The organism is Methylobacterium sp. Leaf112, assembly GCF_001423295.1.
Taxonomy (GTDB): domain Bacteria; phylum Pseudomonadota; class Alphaproteobacteria; order Rhizobiales; family Beijerinckiaceae; genus Methylobacterium.
This window is the reverse complement of sequence record NZ_LMNG01000034.1, coordinates 186382-203078: the sequence shown is the minus strand read 5'-3', so window position 1 is coordinate 203078 and position 16697 is coordinate 186382. Positions and strand designations below refer to the sequence as shown.

Genomic DNA, 16697 nt, shown 5'->3' with positions numbered 1-16697 from the left:
CATCCTCGATGGCTAAGCGCAGGACCAAGACGGCCCCCGCCCACCACGATTCCGACGTCGCGCCCCTCGTCCCCACGGGCGCCCTGGCGGTCTCCCTCCTCGACCGCGAGGCCGACGCGCGTCCCCTCGTCCACATCGCCCGGGAACGCCATCGCCTCGGCGCTCTGGCCGACATCCTGCGCGCGCTGGCGCCCGAGCGCAGCGTCGCGATCTATCCCGAATGGGACTGCCTGCCGTTCGACCGCGCCTCGCCCTCGCGCGGCACCATGGGAGCCCGCACGGGCGTCCTGCGCTGGCTGACCGACGCGAAGAACCTGCCCGACATCGTGCTCACCACCGCGCCGGCCCTGATCCAGCGGGTGCCGCCGCCGGAGACCTGGGCCGACGCCCATCTGGAGATCCGCGTCGGCGACCGCCTCGATCCGCAAGCCTTGATGACGGACCTCCAGCGCCTCGGCTACATCCTCGACGACCGGGTCGACGAGCCCGGCGAGGTGGCCGTGCGGGGACGCACCGTCGACGTGTTCCCGGCCGCCGCCGAGCGCCCGTGCCGGATCGAGCACGACGACGCCCGCGTCACCGCCATCCGCTCCTACGATCCCGTGTCGCAACGGTCGCTCGCGGATGCGGCGGTCCTGGTCATCGATCCGGCCACCGAGATCGTCCTGCCCCGCGACACCGGCACGGCCCTGCGCCCGTTCACCGGCCAGGAGCATGGGCTGCCCCGCCTGTACCCGCACCTCGTCACGCCCCTCGATTACGTGCCCGGCGCCCGCCTGGTGATCGAGGCCGGAGCGCAGGACCGCGCCGCCGCGTTCTTCGAGCAGATCGCGGAAGGGCGCGAGGGTGCGGGCCGTGCGGCCCCCCTGCCCTACGACCTCTATCTCACTCCCGGCGAATGGACCGCCCTCCGGAGTGCGCGCCCCGTCGCGACCGCCTCCGCGGCGGATGCCGAGTCCATCGCCCTGCCGACCTTCGTCACGAAGGCGCGGCCCGGCCCGGCCTTCGCCGAGGCGTTGCGCGGCCACGTCGCGGCGGGGGAGCGCGTGCTGCTCACGGGACCGACGGAGGCCCTGCCCCGCCTCGTGCGCGCCGCCGAGAAGGCGCTGTCCCGCAAGGCCCGCAAGGTCGCGGGCTGGGCCGATGTGGACGCTGCGCCGGCCGGCGACCTGCTCGTCCTCGCCGCGCCCATCGAAGCGGGATTCCGCGTACCCGACCAGGGCATCGTGGTGATCGCGGCGGCCGATCTCTTCGGCAGCCGGGCGGCCGCGGCGAGCGGCGGGCAGGCCGCGATCCTCCCCATGGGCGAGGTCGATCTGCGGGTGGGCGACGTCGCCGTCGACCGGGACAATGGCCTGTGCGTGTTCGAGGGTCTGGAATCCGTCGGCACGGGCGAGGGCACGGAGGACGCCCTGCGCCTGCGGTTCGCGGGCGACACCGTCCTGATGGTGCCGGTGAGCCAGGCCGACCGCATCTGGCGCTACGGCTCCGAGCCCGACGCCGTGACCCTCGACCGCCTCGACGGCGGCTCGTGGGGGCGCCGGCGCCTCGAAACCGAGGCGACCCTCGCCAAGGCCGCGCGCCAGATGCTGAAGGATGCCGAGGCGCGCAGCGCCGTCACGGCTCCGGTGCTGGCCCCACCCGAGCGCGAGATGGAGCGCTTCGCCGCCGGCTTCGGCTTCAACCTCACGGCCGATCAGGCCAGCGCCGTCGAGGGCGCGCTCGCCGACCTCGCCTCGGGCCGCCCCATGGACCGGCTCGTTTGCGGCGATGTCGGCTTCGGCAAGACCGAGGTGGCCCTGCGCGCCGTTGCGGCCGCTCTGTTTTCCGGCAAGCAGGTCGCCGTCGTGGCCCCCACCACCGTGTTGGTGCGCCAGCACGTCCAGACCTTCCAGCGCCGCTTCAGTCGGTTCGGCATCGAGGTCGCCCATCTGTCGCGGCTCGTCTCCCCGGCGGAGGCCAAGCGGGTGAAGGCGGGGCTCGCCTCCGGCGCCATCCGCCTCGTCGTCGGCACGCAGGGTCTGGCCGCCAAGGGCGTCGCCTTCGCTGATCTCGGCCTCATGGTCATCGACGAGGAGCAGCGCTTCGGGGCCAAGCTCAAGCAGAGCCTGCGCCAGGCGGCCGGCGACGGCCACGTGATGACCCTCACGGCGACCCCGATCCCCCGCACCCTGCAATCGGCCCTCGTCGGCCTGCAATCGCTGAGCGTCATCGCGACCCCGCCGAGCGTGCGCCAGCCCATCCGCACTGTGCTCATGCCGTTCGACGACGGCGCCGTGCGGGCCGCGCTGATGCGCGAGCATCGGCGCGGCGGCCAGAGCTTCGTCGTGTGCCCGCGCGTCGAGGACATCGCCCCCATGGCCAGGCGTCTCGCCGCCCTGGTGCCCGAACTCGAGACCCTGGTCGCCCACGGCGACCTCAAGGCCGCCGAGATGGACGACGTCATGGTCCGTTTCGCCGACGGCGAAGGCGACGTGCTGCTCGCCACCAGCATCATCGAGAGCGGCCTCGACGTTCCGCGCGCCAACACGATGCTGGTGTGGGAGGCCGAACGCTTCGGGCTGGCCCAGCTCCATCAGCTCCGCGGCCGGGTCGGGCGCGGGCAGCGGCGCGGGGTGGCCTACCTTCTGAGCCGGCCCGAGAAGCCCCTGACCCCGGCGACGGAGAAGCGCCTGCGCACCCTGGAGGCCCTCGACCGCCTGGGAGCGGGCTTCGCCATCAGCGCCCGCGACCTCGATCTGCGCGGGGCTGGCGACCTCGTCGGCGAGAACCAGGCCGGGCACGTGAAGCTCATCGGACTCGGCCTCTACCAGCATCTGCTCCAGCTCGCCCTGCGGGCCGCCAAGGGCGAAACCGCCGAGGATTGGACGCCCGAGATCCGCCTCGGACTCACCGGCAGCGTGCCGGCCGACTACGTGCCGGAACCCGAGCTGCGCCTAAGCCTCTACACTCGGCTCCTGCGCCTGCGGTCCCTCGAAGAGGTGGAGGCCCTGCGCGGCGAGGTCGAGGACCGGTTCGGCCCCCTGCCCGCGGCGGTGGACGACCTCTTCACCCTCGCCCGGCTGCGGGTCGGCTGCTGCGCCCTCGGGATCGCGCGGCTCAGCGGCGGTCCCCAGGGACTGGCGGCCGACCTCCATGCGGATGCCCCAGCCCTGCTCGTGCCCGTGGCCGATGACTTGATGCGCAAGGATCGCCGGGTTCTGCTGCGTCGCGGGAGCGAATGCGCGGCCGAGCGCGGTCGCCTCGCCATCGGCTTCCTCGAACGCCTTGGAGAGACGCGTCAGCGCGGTTGAATACCCAACGGTTGCGTCAGCCGGGCGATTGCCTGTGATCCCACCGCCACGGTTGTCGAAAGACGATCGGGGAGGTCTTGCATGGCGGCGGGCCGGGGCTTAGCGGTGCTCGATAAGCCGTTGAAAAACAACAGTTTATCATAATTCTAAACAACACGCTGTGCCCTCCCGCGCGCCCTTAGGCGCACGCGATGACGCGTGCCTGCGCGACGGAGAGTTCGCCATGTCCGCCCTCGTGACACCTGCCCCTATAGCCTTTGCCCCTGCGGCCTCCGCCATCGCCCGCCTCGCCCTCGCGGGTGTCTCGCTCCTCGCCCTCGCCGGCGTGGCCGAGGCCCAACAGAGCGCCGTCACCCTCGAGACTCTGAGCGTCGAGGGCAGCGGCGCCGGCCCCGGTGGCGGCGGCGCGCCCGGGCGGAGCCAGCCCGAGACCGCGCGGGGCCCCGTGCCCGGCTACGTCGCCAGCCGAAGCGCCACGGCGACGAAAACCGACACGCCCCTCATCCGCACGCCGCAATCCATCAGCGTCATCGGCGCGCAACAGATCGAGGCGCAGCGCTCGCAGACGATCTCGGAGGCCGTGCGCTACACGCCGGGCATCTACGCCAACCAGTTCGGTCCCGATACCCGCCTCGACTGGTTCCTCATTCGCGGCTTCTCGGCCACGGAGACCGGCCTGTTCCGCGATGGGTTGCAGCTGTTCCAGACCGCGTTCGCGAATTACCGCATCGATCCGTTCGGTGCCGAGCGCATCGAGGTCCTGCGCGGACCGGCCGCGACCCTGTTCGGCGGCTCGCCCGTCGGCGGCCTCGTCAACATCGTGTCGAAGCGCCCCACGACGGAGCCGTTCCGCTACGTCGAACTCGGCGGCGGCTCGTTCAACCAGCGCTACGCCGCCTTCGACGTCGGCGGCCCGGCCGACAGTTCCGGCCACTGGTTCTACCGCCTGACGGGCAAGCTGCAGAACAGCGACGCCCAGGTCCGGTTCGCACCGGAAGACCGCTACTACATCGCGCCGAGCCTCACCTATAAGCCGGACGGCGCCACCACCTTCACGGTGCTGACGAGCTTCCAGCGCGACGACACCGGGGGGGCGGGCCAGTTCCTGCCCTATCTCGGCACCGTGCGCCCCAACGCCTCGGGCCTGCGCATCGACCGCAAGCTCAACGCCAGCGATCCCCTGATCGACGGATACACCCGCAACCAGGCCAATCTCGGCTACGAGTTCGAGCACCACGTCGACGACGTGTGGACCGTGCGCCAGAACTTCCGGTTCTCGTTCACGGAGGTGCGCGACCAGCGCTACGTCGGCAACGGCTACGCCGACACCGCCCAGACCGAACTCGCCCGCTACGGCTTCCTCACCACGCCGCGCGCCGGGCTGTTCACCGTCGACAACCAGGCCGAGGCCCGGTTCAACGATGGAACTTTCGGCCACACCGTGCTGATGGGCGTCGACTACAAGCGCTACAGCCTGTCGGACAATCAGGGGACCACCTTCCCGGTCGCCTCCCTGAACATCCTGTCGCCGCGCTACTTCCAGGCCAGCGCGCGGCCCCTGCCCTACCGCGTCATCGACCAGCAACTCCAGCAGGTCGGCCTCTACGCCCAGGATCAAGTGGCGCTCACGGAGCGGCTGACGTTCCTCATCGGCGGCCGCCAGGACTTCGTGACCAGTGATCTCCAGGACAAGCTCGTGCCGGGCAATTCCACGACCCAGAACGAGAGCGCCTTCACCGGGCGCCTGGGACTGATCTACAACTTCGACAACGGGCTGGCGCCCTACGTCACTTACGGCACCTCGTTCAACCCGACGCCGGGCGTCGATGCGGCCAACCGGCCGTTCAAGGCCGACAGGGGCGAGCAGATCGAGGTCGGCGCCAAGTGGCAGCCGGTGGGCTGGGACACCTTCTTCACGGTGGCGGCCTTCGACCTCGTGCGCGCCAACGTGCTGACGCCCGACCCGAACTTCGCCTTTCAGAACGTTCAGCTCGGCAAGGTCCGCTCACAGGGCTTCGAGGCCTCGGCCACAACCAGCCTCGCCGAGGGCCTCAACCTCATCGCGTCCTATACCGTCTACGGCCTGCGCACGATCGAGGGCACGGGCGAAGGCGTCGGCCGGGTGCCGGTGGGCATCCCCGAGACCTTCGCCTCGCTCTGGGCCGACTACACGATCCCCGTCGGCGACTGGAAGGGCTTCGGATTCGGCGGCGGCGTGAACTACGTCGGCCGCTCCTACGCCGACGTCGCCAACAATCTCACGGTGCCCGAATACGTCACCTTCGACGCGGCCGTTCATTACGAGCGCGACGGCTGGCGCGCGGCGGTCAACATCCAGAACGCGGGCGACAAACGCTTCGTCGCCTCGTGCTCGAACGCGAATTCGTGCTTCTACGGCACCCAGCGCCGGGTCGTCGCCAGCCTCGGCTACCGCTGGTAGAGGGGGCCGCGGGCGAAGGCACGGGCCTTCGCCCCTTCCGCAGTCTTCCTGAGACAGGGCGCCAAACGACGACAGCCGCGAAGGCGGGCGCCGGATTTCCCCCAATGGGGACGCCGGAGGCCGCTTTCGCGGCTGTCGCATGAGCCGTTCGGGGCGTGGACCGGGCTCACCCCCGGTCCCGCCGCCCCGCAAAAACTATTCGCAGACGCGGACGCGGCGGATGTGCTCGTCGCCGTAGGCGTCGATGTAGCCACGGCGTTCCGTGTGGCAGACCTCTTCCTCGACATAGACCGGGCGCGGCTCGCGGTAGACCGGGCGGCCGGGGTAGTAGCCGTTGTTCTGCGAGGAGGCGATGGCGCCCCCGATGGCGAGACCGCCGAGCACGCCGAGGGCCGCGGCGCCGCCGGGGCCGATGCCGTCGCGGGCCTGCGCCCCGGGCGTCATCGTGACGAGGAGCGTGCCGGCCATGGCCACGCCGAGGAGGGTCCGCTTCATGACGTCGTGTCCTTCGTGATTCTCAAGCATCGGGCGTTAGGGTGAAATCTGGACACCGAACGGTTGATGAATGGTAAGCGCGCGGCGTCCGCCCGGGGGTGATCCCGTGCGGTGTCGCACCGGGGACACGCGGGCGGAGGCATGCAAGCGGGTAGAGTCACGCTGGCGGGTAGGTGTGCTCGTCGGCGGGGAAGCGCCCGGCGCGGACCTCCTCGGCATAGGCCGCCACGGCGCCCTCGATCTGGGCGCGCAGGGAGCCGAACTGCTTGACGAATTTCGGGACGCGGTCGCTCAGGCCCAGCATGTCCTCCAGCACCAGTATCTGACCGTCGCAGGCCGTGCTGGCGCCGATGCCGATGGTGGCCGCCGTGATGCCGGGCGCCGTGGCGATGGCGCGGGCCACGGGCTCGACGATGCCTTCGAGAACGATGGCGAAGGCGCCGGCCTCGCTGATGGCCCGGGCATCCGCCAGGAGGCGCTGCTCGCCGTCGGCCTCGCGACCCTGCACCCGGAAGCCCCCCATGGTGTTCACCGATTGGGGGGTGAGGCCGATATGGCCCATGACCGGAATGCCGCGCTCGACCAGGAAGGCCACCGTGTCGGCGAACTTGGCGCCGCCTTCCATCTTGATGGCGCCGGCGCCCGTCTCCTTCAGCACGCGGGCGGCGTTGAGGAAGGCCTGCTCGCGGCTCGCCTCGTAGGAGCCGAACGGCATGTCCACCACCACGAGGGCGCGCGACGTCCCCCGGATCACGGCCTGGGCCTGGACGATCATCATCTCCAGGGTCACCGGCAGGGTCGATTCCATGCCGTGCATCACCATGCCGAGGGAATCGCCGACCAGGATGAAGTCGCAATGCGGATCAAGGATGCCGGCGGTGTGGGCGTGATAGGCCGTGAGCGCGATGATCTTGACGCCCGCCGCCTTGCGCTTGGCGAGATCGACGGCACGGATGCGGCGCGACTGGACAACTTGGGACATCGGACTCCACCGGGCTCACGGCCCCCGCAGGGCGGGCGCAGGGCACCCCTCGCGGGTGCAGGGCACCCGCCAGAAGGAAGCGGGCACAGGCGGAACGAGTCATACACCCGCACGGCACGAAACGCGCGCTCCCGCGCGAACGAAGCGCAGAGTTTGAAAGGTTTTTGTGATGTAAATTACTTGGACAACACTGAGCCTCACCCGCTGCGGTGACGGGCGATGGCGTCGCCGTCCCGCACTCTTCGGTGGGCGTTCCCTCCCTAGACTTGGGGCGCCGTGTGCGCGCCTTTCTTCCGCCACAACCCGGCCGGTGTCAACTGCGAACAGGGTCCCGGCTTGAAATCCGTCCGTTCGAAGCCATGACCCACGTCCGGAAGCCCTGGACCGCTTCGAGACGGTGGGCCCTCAATCGAGGTCCATGGTCCGCTCGAAGGCGCTGGCGCTCGATTCCTGTCCCTTGGGATCGATGACGAGGATGTCCTTGAAGCCGCGCCGGGCCAGTTCCCAGGTCTTCTCGAGGGCCTGATCGGCGGTGCCGCACGCGAAGGTCGCGCTCCGTCCGAGGTGATCGTTCGCCTTTACCTTGTACAAATCCGGTCTCCCGTGTGCCTGGCGCGCAGCATACGCCAGCCGGCGGCATCGCACGAGCGGCGTGAACGATCCCCCACCGTCGAACGGGCCGAGGCCCTAGCGCTGGGCCTCGCTGCGGCCCCGCGCCGCCCAGGCCGGGTCCTCCTTCACCACGGTCGTCTCGTGTGTCTCCTGCCAGCCCTCGATCCCCGTGGGGAACCAGTGCACGCCGGTGTAGCCGGCCTGGACGAGGCGCTTGCCGGCGTTCCAGCTGCCCCAGCAATCGGGGCGGCAGAAGGTGACGATGGCCTTTGCCTTGTCGCCGCCCGTCAGTTCCGCGACGCGGGCGAGGAACAGGGCTTCGTGCGCGGGGTCGAGGGGGGCGGCCCCGGCGCTGGGCATCCATACGGCGCCGGGGATGCTGCGATGGGCCGGGAGCCACGGCTTGTCGGCGGCCATGCCGGCGGGGCGCCGGTCCGCCAGGGCCACGTCGATCAGCACGGGCTTGGCCTCGGCCACCACCCGGTCGAGGCCGTCGATGTCGAGCACCACCGCGCCCTTCAGGGTCGGCGGCGTGTAGCCCTGCTGCGGCCCGGTGTGGAAGCCCTCGGGCTCGGGCACGTCGACGGGCGAATCGGCCGGGGCCGCCGCCATGGTCCCGAGGGCGAGGAAGGCAGCGGCGGCGAGGCGAGGAAGGAACATCATGCCGGACCTCCCGCTCAGTTGCTCGGGGCCGGCACGGGGAAGCTGTGCTCCCAGCGACCGTCCTGGTTGTCGGAGGCGACCACCGTCACGGGCGCTTGGCCCTCGGGCAGGAACGCGAAGTTGATCACCGGGTTCGACGCGATGGAGATGTCGCCGTCCAGGGTCAGGATGTTGCGCCCGCCCTGCGAGACCACGACCTTCTGGATGTAGCGCGCCGGAGTGTAGTCGCGGGTCACCTGGTTCATCTGCATGCCGGAAAAGTTCGGATGGCGGATCATCAGCGTCGCCTCCGTGGATTTGGCCCCGGGAGCTCCTTCGGCGAACTTCATCCGCATGTCGCCCATGCCCTTCATCGCCTCCTCGTCGCTCATCCCCATGGGGGCCGAGCAGCCGCCGGAGGCTTTGACGAACTTCGTCGTTTCGAACAGCCCGCCATCCTTGGTCCGCACCACGGCGTGGACGTTGGTGTAGTTGTTCACCCGCACCCGGAGCTTGATCTCGCCCGGATCGGCGGCGGGGCCGAAGGTGATGTTGGCCGCGTAGGGCGACGGGTTGTCGTCGATCACCAGGGACACGCCCGCGACCTTGTCCTTCTCCGGCATGGTCAGGGTGATGGGCACCAGGGCGGCGTCCAACGCCCGGACCGGGGCGTCGACTTTCACCAGGGTGTCGGTGGGCTGCACGGCCTTGTCGCCGAAGATCGAGGTGCGGATCTCGTTCCAGCGCGCTTGACGCTCGGCGTCCGTGTCCGAGGCGCCGGCGGCGAGAACGGGACCGGTCAACAGGGCGGCGGCCGGGAGCGACGCGGCGAGCGACAGGGCGAGGGCGGCGGTGAACGGCTTCATGGCGTGTCTCCTCTTGAGGGTAACATGGGGTGGGATCACTCCCATTCGAGTTCCTTGAAGGCCTGGGTCACGTTGCGGCCGTTGTAGAGGTCGAACAGCGCCCACTTGTCGGCCTCAGACCGGCCGATGGTGGCCACCGCCTTCTCGATGGGCATGTCGCCGGCCAGCGCCTTGCGGGTCTCGTCGCGCAGGGTGGCGAGGTAGCGGGTCAGGTCGGCCAGGGCGGGCGCGAACTCCACCAGGGTCGGGCCGTGGCCCGGCACCGCCTTCGTCGCCCCCATGGCTTTGAGCACCTCCGCCTCCTTCAGCCAGCCGACGAGGCTGCCGTCGAGGGACGGAATGCGGGTGACGAACAGGAGGTCGGCGGGAAACAGGATGCCGGAGGCCGAATCCCGCATGGAGAGGTCGCAATTGGTGTGCGCCACCCCGTGGGCGTGGAAGGTGAGCCGGCGCCCGCCGAGATCGATCTCGGCGCGATCCGCGACTTCGAGGGTCGGATACACCACTCGCCCGGCCTTCTCGGGCCCCAAAATCTCGACGAGGCGGGTGCGGTAATAGTCGCCGCGCGCATCCAGGGCCGCGCGCAGGGCATGATGGCCGATGAAGACCGGCTTGTCCGCCGCGAACGCCTCGGCCCCGAAGCAATGGTCGGGATGGACGTGGGTGAGCACCACGTGGCTGATGGGCTTGTCCGTGCGGGCTCTGATCTGCCCGCGCAGCCATTGCCCGTCGGCGAGACTCCCGCCGGATTCGGTGACCAGCACGGAGGTCTCGCCGACGATGAAACCGATATTGGCGATGGCGTCGTCGTTGTCGGGCGACGCCTCGGCGTCGGGCCCGCGCCGGATGAAGATGCCGGGGCCGACCTCGTCCAGGGCGAACCCCTCCGCCGAGCGCCCGAGGGTCGGCAGGCAGCACAGGCACAGGCCGCCGAACAGGGCCAGCCCGCCGCGCAGGGCCTGGCGCCGGTTCGATCGAAGGCTTCGCGCAATGGGGCGCGGATCCACGAGGCCATCCTGGGCCGGCATACGGGACGTCCTCCGCTTGTTTTCTTGACTACCATTTAGTAGGTAGATTTATTCTGCCGTCAATGGCACATTTTCGCGACCTTTCCTTTCCTGCCTGCGAATACGTTCCTCACGCACCCCCGAAACCGGAATTATTCCTCGTCCCATTGCCGCGCTGGAATTCGAGCCGCGCTGGAACTTGGCTCGCTCAGGAAATTCGGCTCGCCCAGGAGATTTGCCCCGTCCATGAGAGACACGCGTGCGGAACTGCTGCTTCAGGCCGAGCCCCTGATCCGGGGCCGGGGGTATTCTGGCTTCAGCTACGCCGACCTGGCCGCGGTGGTGGGTATCCGCAAAGCGAGCATCCACCACCATTTCCCGACGAAGGCCGATCTCGCCCTCGCCCTGGTGGGGGCCTACGACGCCCGCTACGACGCGGCCCTCGCGGCGATCCTGGCCCAGACGACCGACGGGGTCGCGCGGATCGAGGCCTATGGCCGGCTCTATCTCGGGGGCGTCGAAGATGACCTCGGCTGCCTGTGCGCCGTGCTGGCGGTGGAGCGCGACACTCTGCCGGAGCCCGTCCGCATCGCCGTCACCCGGTTCTTCGACAAGCACATCGCTTGGCTGGAGGCTGTCCTCGCCGACGGGCTCCGCGATGGCGGCGTGCGGGCGGACGTGATCCCCGCCTCATCGGCCCGGCTGGTGGTGGCGACCCTGGAGGGCGCGCTTCTCCTGGAACGCGTGCTCGCCGGCACGACGGGATTCCGGGAAACCCTCGGCGCCCTGTGCGACGCCTTGCGGCCGCCCCGTGCCGGTCGAGTGGCGCGAACCTGACGGATGGCACGCGCTCGAAGCGTTCGAGACGGGTGGGGTCGTGACTGTCCGGGCCCGAGCGAGAGGGGAGGGAAGCAGCAGCCGAGGTCGCCGCACCGACTGCCGACCCTTGTCGGAGGCGCAACGTCAGCCCCCGCCCCTCGCCCCTAGGCCGAAACAGGCAAGGATGACCGCGGTTTCCGTCACGTCACCCGCCGGGTCCGTGCGGTGAGCTTGTTTCCGTCCGGATCGCGAAGGTAAGCGACGAACGCCCCGTTCGGGCGCTCTGCGGGCGGGCTCTCGATCGCGGCACCGCCATGCTCGGTGCCGGCCCGGTGCCACGCGAGAACATGCTCGCGGCTCGCTGCGGCGAGACCGATCGTCCCGCCATTGGCCGCGGTCGCCGGCTTGCCGTCGATGGGTTTCGTGATCATCAGTCGCCCCCCCTCATGGGCGTAGATCAGCCTGCCCCTGGCATCCATCTCGCCGGGCTTGCCTCCCAGCGCGGCGAATGTGGCGTCGTAGAAGCGACGGGCCTGCTCCAGATCGTTGCTGCCGATCATGACGTGCGTGAACATACGTTCTCTCCGGGAAGGGGCGGCACGCGATCGCCGTGCTCGAATGGCCGAGACGAACGTTCGCCGCGTGCCGATGCACCCCTATGGGTCTGCCGAACCAGTCCTTCCCAATCCGGGCTGTGTGGAAACCTCGAGGTTGTCACTGGGTGGGGAAGGGTTTTTCCAGCCCCCCGGTTCGCGCGGCCGACCCGCCATCCGCGGTGCATGGAACGTCATCTGAAATGCCAGGATGGGCGCCATGCCGAAGGCCGTTCGACACGTCCGGCCCCGAAACATCTGCTCACGAACCTGATTTCCGGTCGGGAACCATCAGCAGTCCGATGAGGACGAAGGCCGGCACGAGCACGCACCAGAAGGACATGGCGGCGATCCCGAAGGCTCCCGCCAGTGCGCCCGCCGCGAAGGCCGCCACGGCGGACAGCGTACGCCGCAGGCGGGTGCTGACCTGCTCATCGAGCTTCGCCCCGCACAGGCGGTCGGTCACGTCGATCACGGCCTGCGTGACGTTCACGGTCATCACCGTCGTCGCCGCCAGGTGGCCGATCACGAGACGCCCGATGCCGTTCTGAATGCCCATCGCGGCAACACCGAGCATGCCGACGCCGATCGCCTTCGCGCCATCCGGTGAGCCGAGCGGCGACATGGCCACGCCCGCGATGGCGAAGGCGATCAGGACGGTGGCTTCGAGCGCCAGCAAGGGGCGCAGCGGCGGCGATCCTCTTCTCTCCAGGGCCAAGGCGATCAGGCGCGTCACAGCCACGGCGAGGATGAACACCGGTAGGGCGAGCAGCTTGGCGAGGACGCCCGTCGAGGTGGAGACCAATTCCGCACCGATCAGAACGAAGTTGCCTGTCACATGAGCCGTGAAGAGGCCGGTCAGGGCGATGAAGGCGGCAGCGTCCACGAACCCCGCGGTGAACGCGAGCCCGACCCCAATCAAAGCGTCTTTCCCGGCACGAATGGGCATGGTGCTTCGGTCCCCTCGCCGCTCCGAGCCAACGTCGAACAGCGACCGGTAAATGTCGGCTTCGAAGGAATGCTAGCGAACTTCAGCATGCCTGACACGGGTCGCATGCGGCCTCGGCAGCGGGGTAGCGAGCCTCGGATGTCCGCGACGAACGTCGCCACACGGGGCGTCGACAGTGCGGGCGCCGCCTCCAGTCCCTCCTCCAGGCTACGGACCTCGCACGGCGGGATACCACCCTCGCGCGCTCCCTCACCTCCTCGCAGACGATCGCATTCCTGGATTTGAACGCGACGCGGCCCTCCTCGCCGGTGGGGAGCGACCGCGTGTGCCTGTCTCCCTGCGGAGGCCGGCGGACCCCCATCGCCCCCGCTCCACAAGGGAGAAGGAGGAGCCCGTACCTCGCTCGGAGCGATCGACGCTCTCGCCGATGTATGGATCCATCAGCCCGCAGCGAGGAAGCGAAGGTTGGAGTAATGCGCCGGCCGAGCCGGGACGGCCTTCCATCGCAAGGCGATGATACAATATAACACCCCGACACCCGGCCAAAGCCGTCCCCGGAAACCCGAAAAGAGCCGCCATGTCCGAAAGCCCGAACTCCGACAGCCCGAACGCCGGCGCCCAAAAAATCCCCGTGACCGTGCTCACGGGCTATCTCGGGGCCGGCAAGACCACGCTCCTCAACCGCATCCTCACGGAGAACCACGGCAAGCGCTACGCGGTGATCGTCAACGAGTTCGGCGAGATTGGCATCGACAACGACCTCGTCATCGGCGCCGACGAGGAAGTGTTCGAGATGAACAACGGCTGCGTCTGCTGCACCGTGCGCGGCGACCTCATCCGCATCATGGACGGCCTGGTGAAGCGGCGCGGCAAGTTCGATGCGATCATCGTCGAGACCACGGGCCTCGCCGACCCAGCCCCCGTGGCCCAGACCTTCTTCATCGACGAGGATGTCGGCGGCGCCGCCCGCCTCGACGCCGTGGTGACGGTGGCGGACGCCAAATGGCTCTCCGACCGGCTCAAGGACGCCCCCGAGGCCAAGAACCAGATCGCCTTCGCGGACGTGATCCTGTTGAACAAGGCCGATCTCGTCGAGCCGGCCGACCTCGACCGCGTCGAGGGGCTGATCCGGTCGATCAACCCCTACGCCAAGGTTCACCGCACCAGCCGCTGCGACGTGCCCCTCGATCAGGTGCTGGACCGCAACGCCTTCGACCTGTCGCGCATCCTCGACATCGAGCCCGACTTCCTCGAGGAGGGCCACCATCACCATCACGACGACGAGATGCAGTCGGTCTCGGCCAAGATCGACGGCCCGGTGGACCCCGAAAAGTTCATGCCGTGGATCTCGACCCTGACCCAGGTGCAGGGGCCGGACATCCTGCGCTGCAAGGGCATCGTCGCGTTCCCGGAGGAGCCCCAGCGCTTCGTATTCCAGGGCGTCCACCAGATCCTCGACGGCGACCTCCAGGGTCCGTGGAAGGACGGCGAGGCCCGCGTGTCGCGGGTGGTGTTCATCGGGCGCAAGCTCGACCCGGAGGCGATCCGCGCCGGCTTCCTCGACTGCGCCGCCTGAGACACCATGGGCCGGGCGAGGTCGGAGGGCTCCGGCCCACGCACCGCGGCCGGTTGCCCGACCGGAGGGAGCGCCCGCTGACCCGTCGCCTCGCCCTCGCTTCCCTCCTGACACTGGCGGCGGCGTTGCCGGCCGGCACGCCCGTGCAGGGCGCGCCCCGGGACACGGCGCCGGCCGCGCGGCGGAACGACGGCTTCGCCCATCCGTGCGAGCCGCCACTCAAGTTCGCGGCCGGCACCTGCGTCCGGGACTGCCCGGCGGGCTATCGCGATACCGGCCTGGGCACCTGTAGCTTCCAGCGCATGGGCGATTGAGCGACCGGGCGACGCGTCGGAAGGGATACGGGCGTGACGCCCATCCGAACCCGGCCCCGATTTGGTCACGGTGAGGCGTCACACGAGCCTTTCGAACCCGATGTCCCACATCGGGACACGTCCGGCGACGCGCCCTCTTCGCGCCGCCTCGCCCCCCGGGGCGGACGCTGGCAGCCCCCGTCGGAGAGGTCCGAGCGATGAAGAAACGTGTTTTGGGCGGGATGCTCCTCGGCCTGCTGGCGGTGCCGGCGACCGTGCAGGCGGCGAGCAACACAGTAGTCGGCGTCGGCACGGGCGCCGTCGCGGGTGCCGTGGTCGGCGGTCCCATCGGGGCCGTGGTCGGCGCGGTGGTGGGCGGCGTCGTCGGCTCCAATTCCGAGCGGGCTCGGCCCCGCCGCGTCCGCCGGGCCAAGGCCGTGCGCACACGGCGCCAGGCGGCGCAGGCCCGGCCCGTGAACGTCGCCGAGCGGGGCGAAGAGACCCGCCGGCCGATCCCGGCCGCGGCGACCACGGGATCGGTGACGGCCCCGCGCCAGCCCGCCACCACCTGGCAGAATCCGCGCTGAGCGAACCGCCCGGCGGGGGTGCCGGAGCGGGGGCGGCCCGTGCTATGGGCGGCGCCCCAATCCCATCCGCCCAACGGATCGAGCCCCCATGCGAACCATCGTCTACGCCGACGGCGGATGCGACCCCAATCCCGGCCCCGGCGGCTGGGGCGTGGTGATCCAGGCCGAGACCGGCACCATCGAGCGGTGCGGCGGCGAGCGTTCCACCACCAACAACCGCATGGAATTGACGGCCGCCATCAGCGCGCTCTCCCACTTCCCCGAGGGGGCCGCCATCGAGATGCGCTGCGACAGCCAGTACGTCATCAAGTCGGTGACGGAATGGATGAAGGGCTGGAAGGCCAAGGGCTGGCGCACGAGCACCGGCCCGGTCAAGAACGTCGATCTCATGCAGACCCTCGACACCCTGGCGGCCCGGCGCGACGTGCGCTGGACCTGGGTGCGCGGCCACACCGGCGAGGCCGGCAACGAGCGGGCCGACCGCCTCGCCGCGCAAGGACGCCGGCAGGCCCTGGCGGCCCCCGCCGGATCGGCCGCCGGGACGACCACGACCACGCTTCCGGCCTCGGCTTCGGCCGCGCCGATCCCGAGCCCGCCCGCCCCGGCCCGCCTCACCGGGACGGCGGCGCTGGCCGCCGCCATGGCGGCCCCGCCCCGCACCACGCCGATTCCCGTCGATCTGGCGCTCGGCCTCGACGTCTCCCGCGCCGCCAAGGCCGCCGGCCTCACGGCGCCGGCCTTCGTCGAGGAAGCGATCCGCGTCGCCCTCCATCTCGGGCCCGAGGCCTTCGCCCGCGCCCGCGAAGCGGCCAAGGGCGCGAAGCTCCCGTGACCGAAGCGGCGCTGCCGGCGGCCTTCTTCGCGCGGCCGGCGGTGCAGGTCGCGCGCGATCTCGTCGGCTGCGTGTTGCGGGTCGACGGGGTCGGCGGGCCCATCGTGGAGACGGAGGCCTACGACCGGACCGACCCGGCCTCGCACAGCTTCGCCGGCCCGACGCGGCGCAACGCCAGCATGTTCGGCCCCGCCGGCCACGCCTACGTCTACCGCTCCTACGGCCTGCACTGGTGCCTCAACCTCGTCTGCGAACCGGGCAGCGCCGTGCTCCTGCGCGCCCTCGAGCCGCGGTACGATCCGGCGACGATGGCGGCACGGCGCGGCCTCGACGATCCGCGCCGGCTCTGCGCCGGACCGGGCCGTTTGTGCCAGGCGCTCGGCGTGACGGACGCGCAGGACGGCGTTCCACTGGACCGTGCGCCGTTCCACCTCGCCTTCGGCGCGCCGGCCGGCACGGTGGTGGCCTGCGGCCGCATCGGCCTCACCCGCGCCGTCGAGACGCCCTGGCGCTTCCTCGTCGCGGGATCGCGCTTCCTCAGCCGGCCCGTCCGCCCCCGGCCCCGGCAGGGGGACTGACACCGCAGCCCCAACGTCATGCGGGCGCCCACCGGGACCGATTGATACCGGCTGCCGACCCTGCGCATGATCCGCCGCCTCCGGCCAAGATCGGCCCGGTTGACCGCAACTCGACGCCCGTCCGCCTGTCACG

The 16697-nt window shown here is 70.3% G+C and carries 16 protein-coding genes; 8 read left to right on the top strand and 8 right to left on the bottom strand.

Annotated elements, in window-relative coordinates; translation table 11 throughout:
* Positions 1 to 8: 8 nt before the first annotated feature.
* Together ASF52_RS21300 and ASF52_RS21295 are read left to right on the top strand one after the other, a co-directional pair.
* Positions 9 to 3293, top strand: a complete 3285-nt coding sequence (locus tag ASF52_RS21300; RefSeq protein WP_056176687.1) for a DEAD/DEAH box helicase — start codon at positions 9 to 11, stop codon at positions 3291 to 3293.
* A gap of 223 nt (positions 3294 to 3516) precedes the next feature.
* Complete coding sequence (locus tag ASF52_RS21295; RefSeq protein ID WP_056176684.1) at positions 3517 to 5733, top strand: TonB-dependent siderophore receptor; 2217 nt, start codon at positions 3517 to 3519, stop codon at positions 5731 to 5733.
* Positions 5734 to 5928: 195 nt separating this feature from the next.
* Here the strand turns inward: ASF52_RS21295 and ASF52_RS21290 are convergent, their stop codons facing one another.
* The 6 genes from ASF52_RS21290 to ASF52_RS21265 all read right to left on the bottom strand — a co-directional run bounded on the left by ASF52_RS21290 (position 5929) and on the right by ASF52_RS21265 (position 10358).
* Positions 5929 to 6228, bottom strand: a complete 300-nt coding sequence (locus ASF52_RS21290; protein ID WP_056176681.1) for a hypothetical protein — start codon at positions 6226 to 6228, stop codon at positions 5929 to 5931.
* Between the two features lie 157 nt (positions 6229 to 6385).
* Positions 6386 to 7210, bottom strand: a complete 825-nt coding sequence (gene panB / locus ASF52_RS21285) for a 3-methyl-2-oxobutanoate hydroxymethyltransferase (RefSeq protein ID WP_056176678.1) — start codon at positions 7208 to 7210, stop codon at positions 6386 to 6388.
* Positions 7211 to 7615: 405 nt separating this feature from the next.
* Positions 7616 to 7801 (bottom strand): hypothetical protein, encoded by a 186-nt coding sequence (locus ASF52_RS21280; RefSeq protein ID WP_056176674.1) that lies wholly within the window; start codon positions 7799 to 7801, stop codon positions 7616 to 7618.
* 96 nt (positions 7802 to 7897) lie between these two features.
* Positions 7898 to 8485, bottom strand: coding sequence for a rhodanese-like domain-containing protein (locus tag ASF52_RS21275; RefSeq protein ID WP_056176672.1), 588 nt, complete (start codon positions 8483 to 8485; stop codon positions 7898 to 7900).
* A gap of 14 nt (positions 8486 to 8499) precedes the next feature.
* A complete protein-coding gene (locus ASF52_RS21270; protein WP_056176669.1) occupies positions 8500 to 9330 on the bottom strand; it encodes a quinoprotein dehydrogenase-associated SoxYZ-like carrier in 831 nt (276 codons plus the stop codon).
* A gap of 35 nt (positions 9331 to 9365) precedes the next feature.
* Positions 9366 to 10358, bottom strand: a complete 993-nt coding sequence (locus ASF52_RS21265) for a quinoprotein relay system zinc metallohydrolase 2 (RefSeq protein WP_082515428.1) — start codon at positions 10356 to 10358, stop codon at positions 9366 to 9368.
* 225 nt (positions 10359 to 10583) lie between these two features.
* On the opposite strand from ASF52_RS21265, the gene ASF52_RS21260 reads away from it, so the two are divergent.
* Entirely contained in the window at positions 10584 to 11174 is a 591-nt protein-coding gene (locus ASF52_RS21260; protein ID WP_056176665.1) for a TetR/AcrR family transcriptional regulator, read from the top strand.
* A 182-nt stretch (positions 11175 to 11356) separates the two neighbouring features.
* Here the strand turns inward: ASF52_RS21260 and ASF52_RS21255 are convergent, their stop codons facing one another.
* Both ASF52_RS21255 and ASF52_RS21250 read right to left on the bottom strand, forming a co-directional pair.
* Entirely contained in the window at positions 11357 to 11731 is a 375-nt protein-coding gene (locus ASF52_RS21255; protein ID WP_056176662.1) for a VOC family protein, read from the bottom strand.
* Positions 11732 to 12011: 280 nt separating this feature from the next.
* A complete protein-coding gene (locus ASF52_RS21250) occupies positions 12012 to 12698 on the bottom strand; it encodes a YoaK family protein (protein ID WP_056176660.1) in 687 nt (228 codons plus the stop codon).
* A 577-nt stretch (positions 12699 to 13275) separates the two neighbouring features.
* Between ASF52_RS21250 and ASF52_RS21245 the strand changes: the two genes are divergently transcribed.
* The 5 genes from ASF52_RS21245 to ASF52_RS22800 all read left to right on the top strand — a co-directional run bounded on the left by ASF52_RS21245 (position 13276) and on the right by ASF52_RS22800 (position 16564).
* Positions 13276 to 14274, top strand: a complete 999-nt coding sequence (locus ASF52_RS21245) for a CobW family GTP-binding protein (protein ID WP_056176650.1) — start codon at positions 13276 to 13278, stop codon at positions 14272 to 14274.
* A 53-nt stretch (positions 14275 to 14327) separates the two neighbouring features.
* Positions 14328 to 14588, top strand: coding sequence for a hypothetical protein (locus ASF52_RS21240; RefSeq protein ID WP_244473895.1), 261 nt, complete (start codon positions 14328 to 14330; stop codon positions 14586 to 14588).
* Positions 14589 to 14785: 197 nt separating this feature from the next.
* Complete coding sequence (locus ASF52_RS22810) at positions 14786 to 15154, top strand: hypothetical protein (protein ID WP_156630266.1); 369 nt, start codon at positions 14786 to 14788, stop codon at positions 15152 to 15154.
* A gap of 88 nt (positions 15155 to 15242) precedes the next feature.
* A complete protein-coding gene (rnhA, locus tag ASF52_RS22805; protein WP_056176649.1) occupies positions 15243 to 15986 on the top strand; it encodes a ribonuclease HI in 744 nt (247 codons plus the stop codon).
* Positions 15983 to 16564 (top strand): DNA-3-methyladenine glycosylase, encoded by a 582-nt coding sequence (locus ASF52_RS22800; RefSeq protein ID WP_056176638.1) that lies wholly within the window; start codon positions 15983 to 15985, stop codon positions 16562 to 16564. The genes rnhA and ASF52_RS22800 overlap by 4 nt, the downstream gene beginning before the upstream one ends.
* The last annotated feature ends 133 nt before the right edge of the window (positions 16565 to 16697 follow it).

Bases quoted from the DNA above. Each gene is read 5' to 3' on its own strand.
- panB (WP_056176678.1), bottom strand. From the start codon at position 7,210: ATGTCCCAAGTTGTCCAGTCGCGCCGCATCCGTGCCGTCGATCTCGCC.
- ASF52_RS21300 (WP_056176687.1), top strand. From the start codon at position 9: ATGGCTAAGCGCAGGACCAAGACGGCCCCCGCCCACCACGATTCCGAC.
- ASF52_RS21295 (WP_056176684.1), top strand. From the start codon at position 3,517: ATGTCCGCCCTCGTGACACCTGCCCCTATAGCCTTTGCCCCTGCGGCC.
- ASF52_RS21250 (WP_056176660.1), bottom strand. From the start codon at position 12,698: ATGCCCATTCGTGCCGGGAAAGACGCTTTGATTGGGGTCGGGCTCGCG.
- ASF52_RS21290 (WP_056176681.1), bottom strand. From the start codon at position 6,228: ATGAAGCGGACCCTCCTCGGCGTGGCCATGGCCGGCACGCTCCTCGTC.
- ASF52_RS21275 (WP_056176672.1), bottom strand. From the start codon at position 8,485: ATGATGTTCCTTCCTCGCCTCGCCGCCGCTGCCTTCCTCGCCCTCGGG.
- ASF52_RS22810 (WP_156630266.1), top strand. From the start codon at position 14,786: ATGAAGAAACGTGTTTTGGGCGGGATGCTCCTCGGCCTGCTGGCGGTG.
- ASF52_RS21270 (WP_056176669.1), bottom strand. From the start codon at position 9,330: ATGAAGCCGTTCACCGCCGCCCTCGCCCTGTCGCTCGCCGCGTCGCTC.
- ASF52_RS21260 (WP_056176665.1), top strand. From the start codon at position 10,584: ATGAGAGACACGCGTGCGGAACTGCTGCTTCAGGCCGAGCCCCTGATC.
- ASF52_RS21245 (WP_056176650.1), top strand. From the start codon at position 13,276: ATGTCCGAAAGCCCGAACTCCGACAGCCCGAACGCCGGCGCCCAAAAA.
- rnhA (WP_056176649.1), top strand. From the start codon at position 15,243: ATGCGAACCATCGTCTACGCCGACGGCGGATGCGACCCCAATCCCGGC.
- ASF52_RS21265 (WP_082515428.1), bottom strand. From the start codon at position 10,358: ATGCCGGCCCAGGATGGCCTCGTGGATCCGCGCCCCATTGCGCGAAGC.
- ASF52_RS21255 (WP_056176662.1), bottom strand. From the start codon at position 11,731: ATGTTCACGCACGTCATGATCGGCAGCAACGATCTGGAGCAGGCCCGT.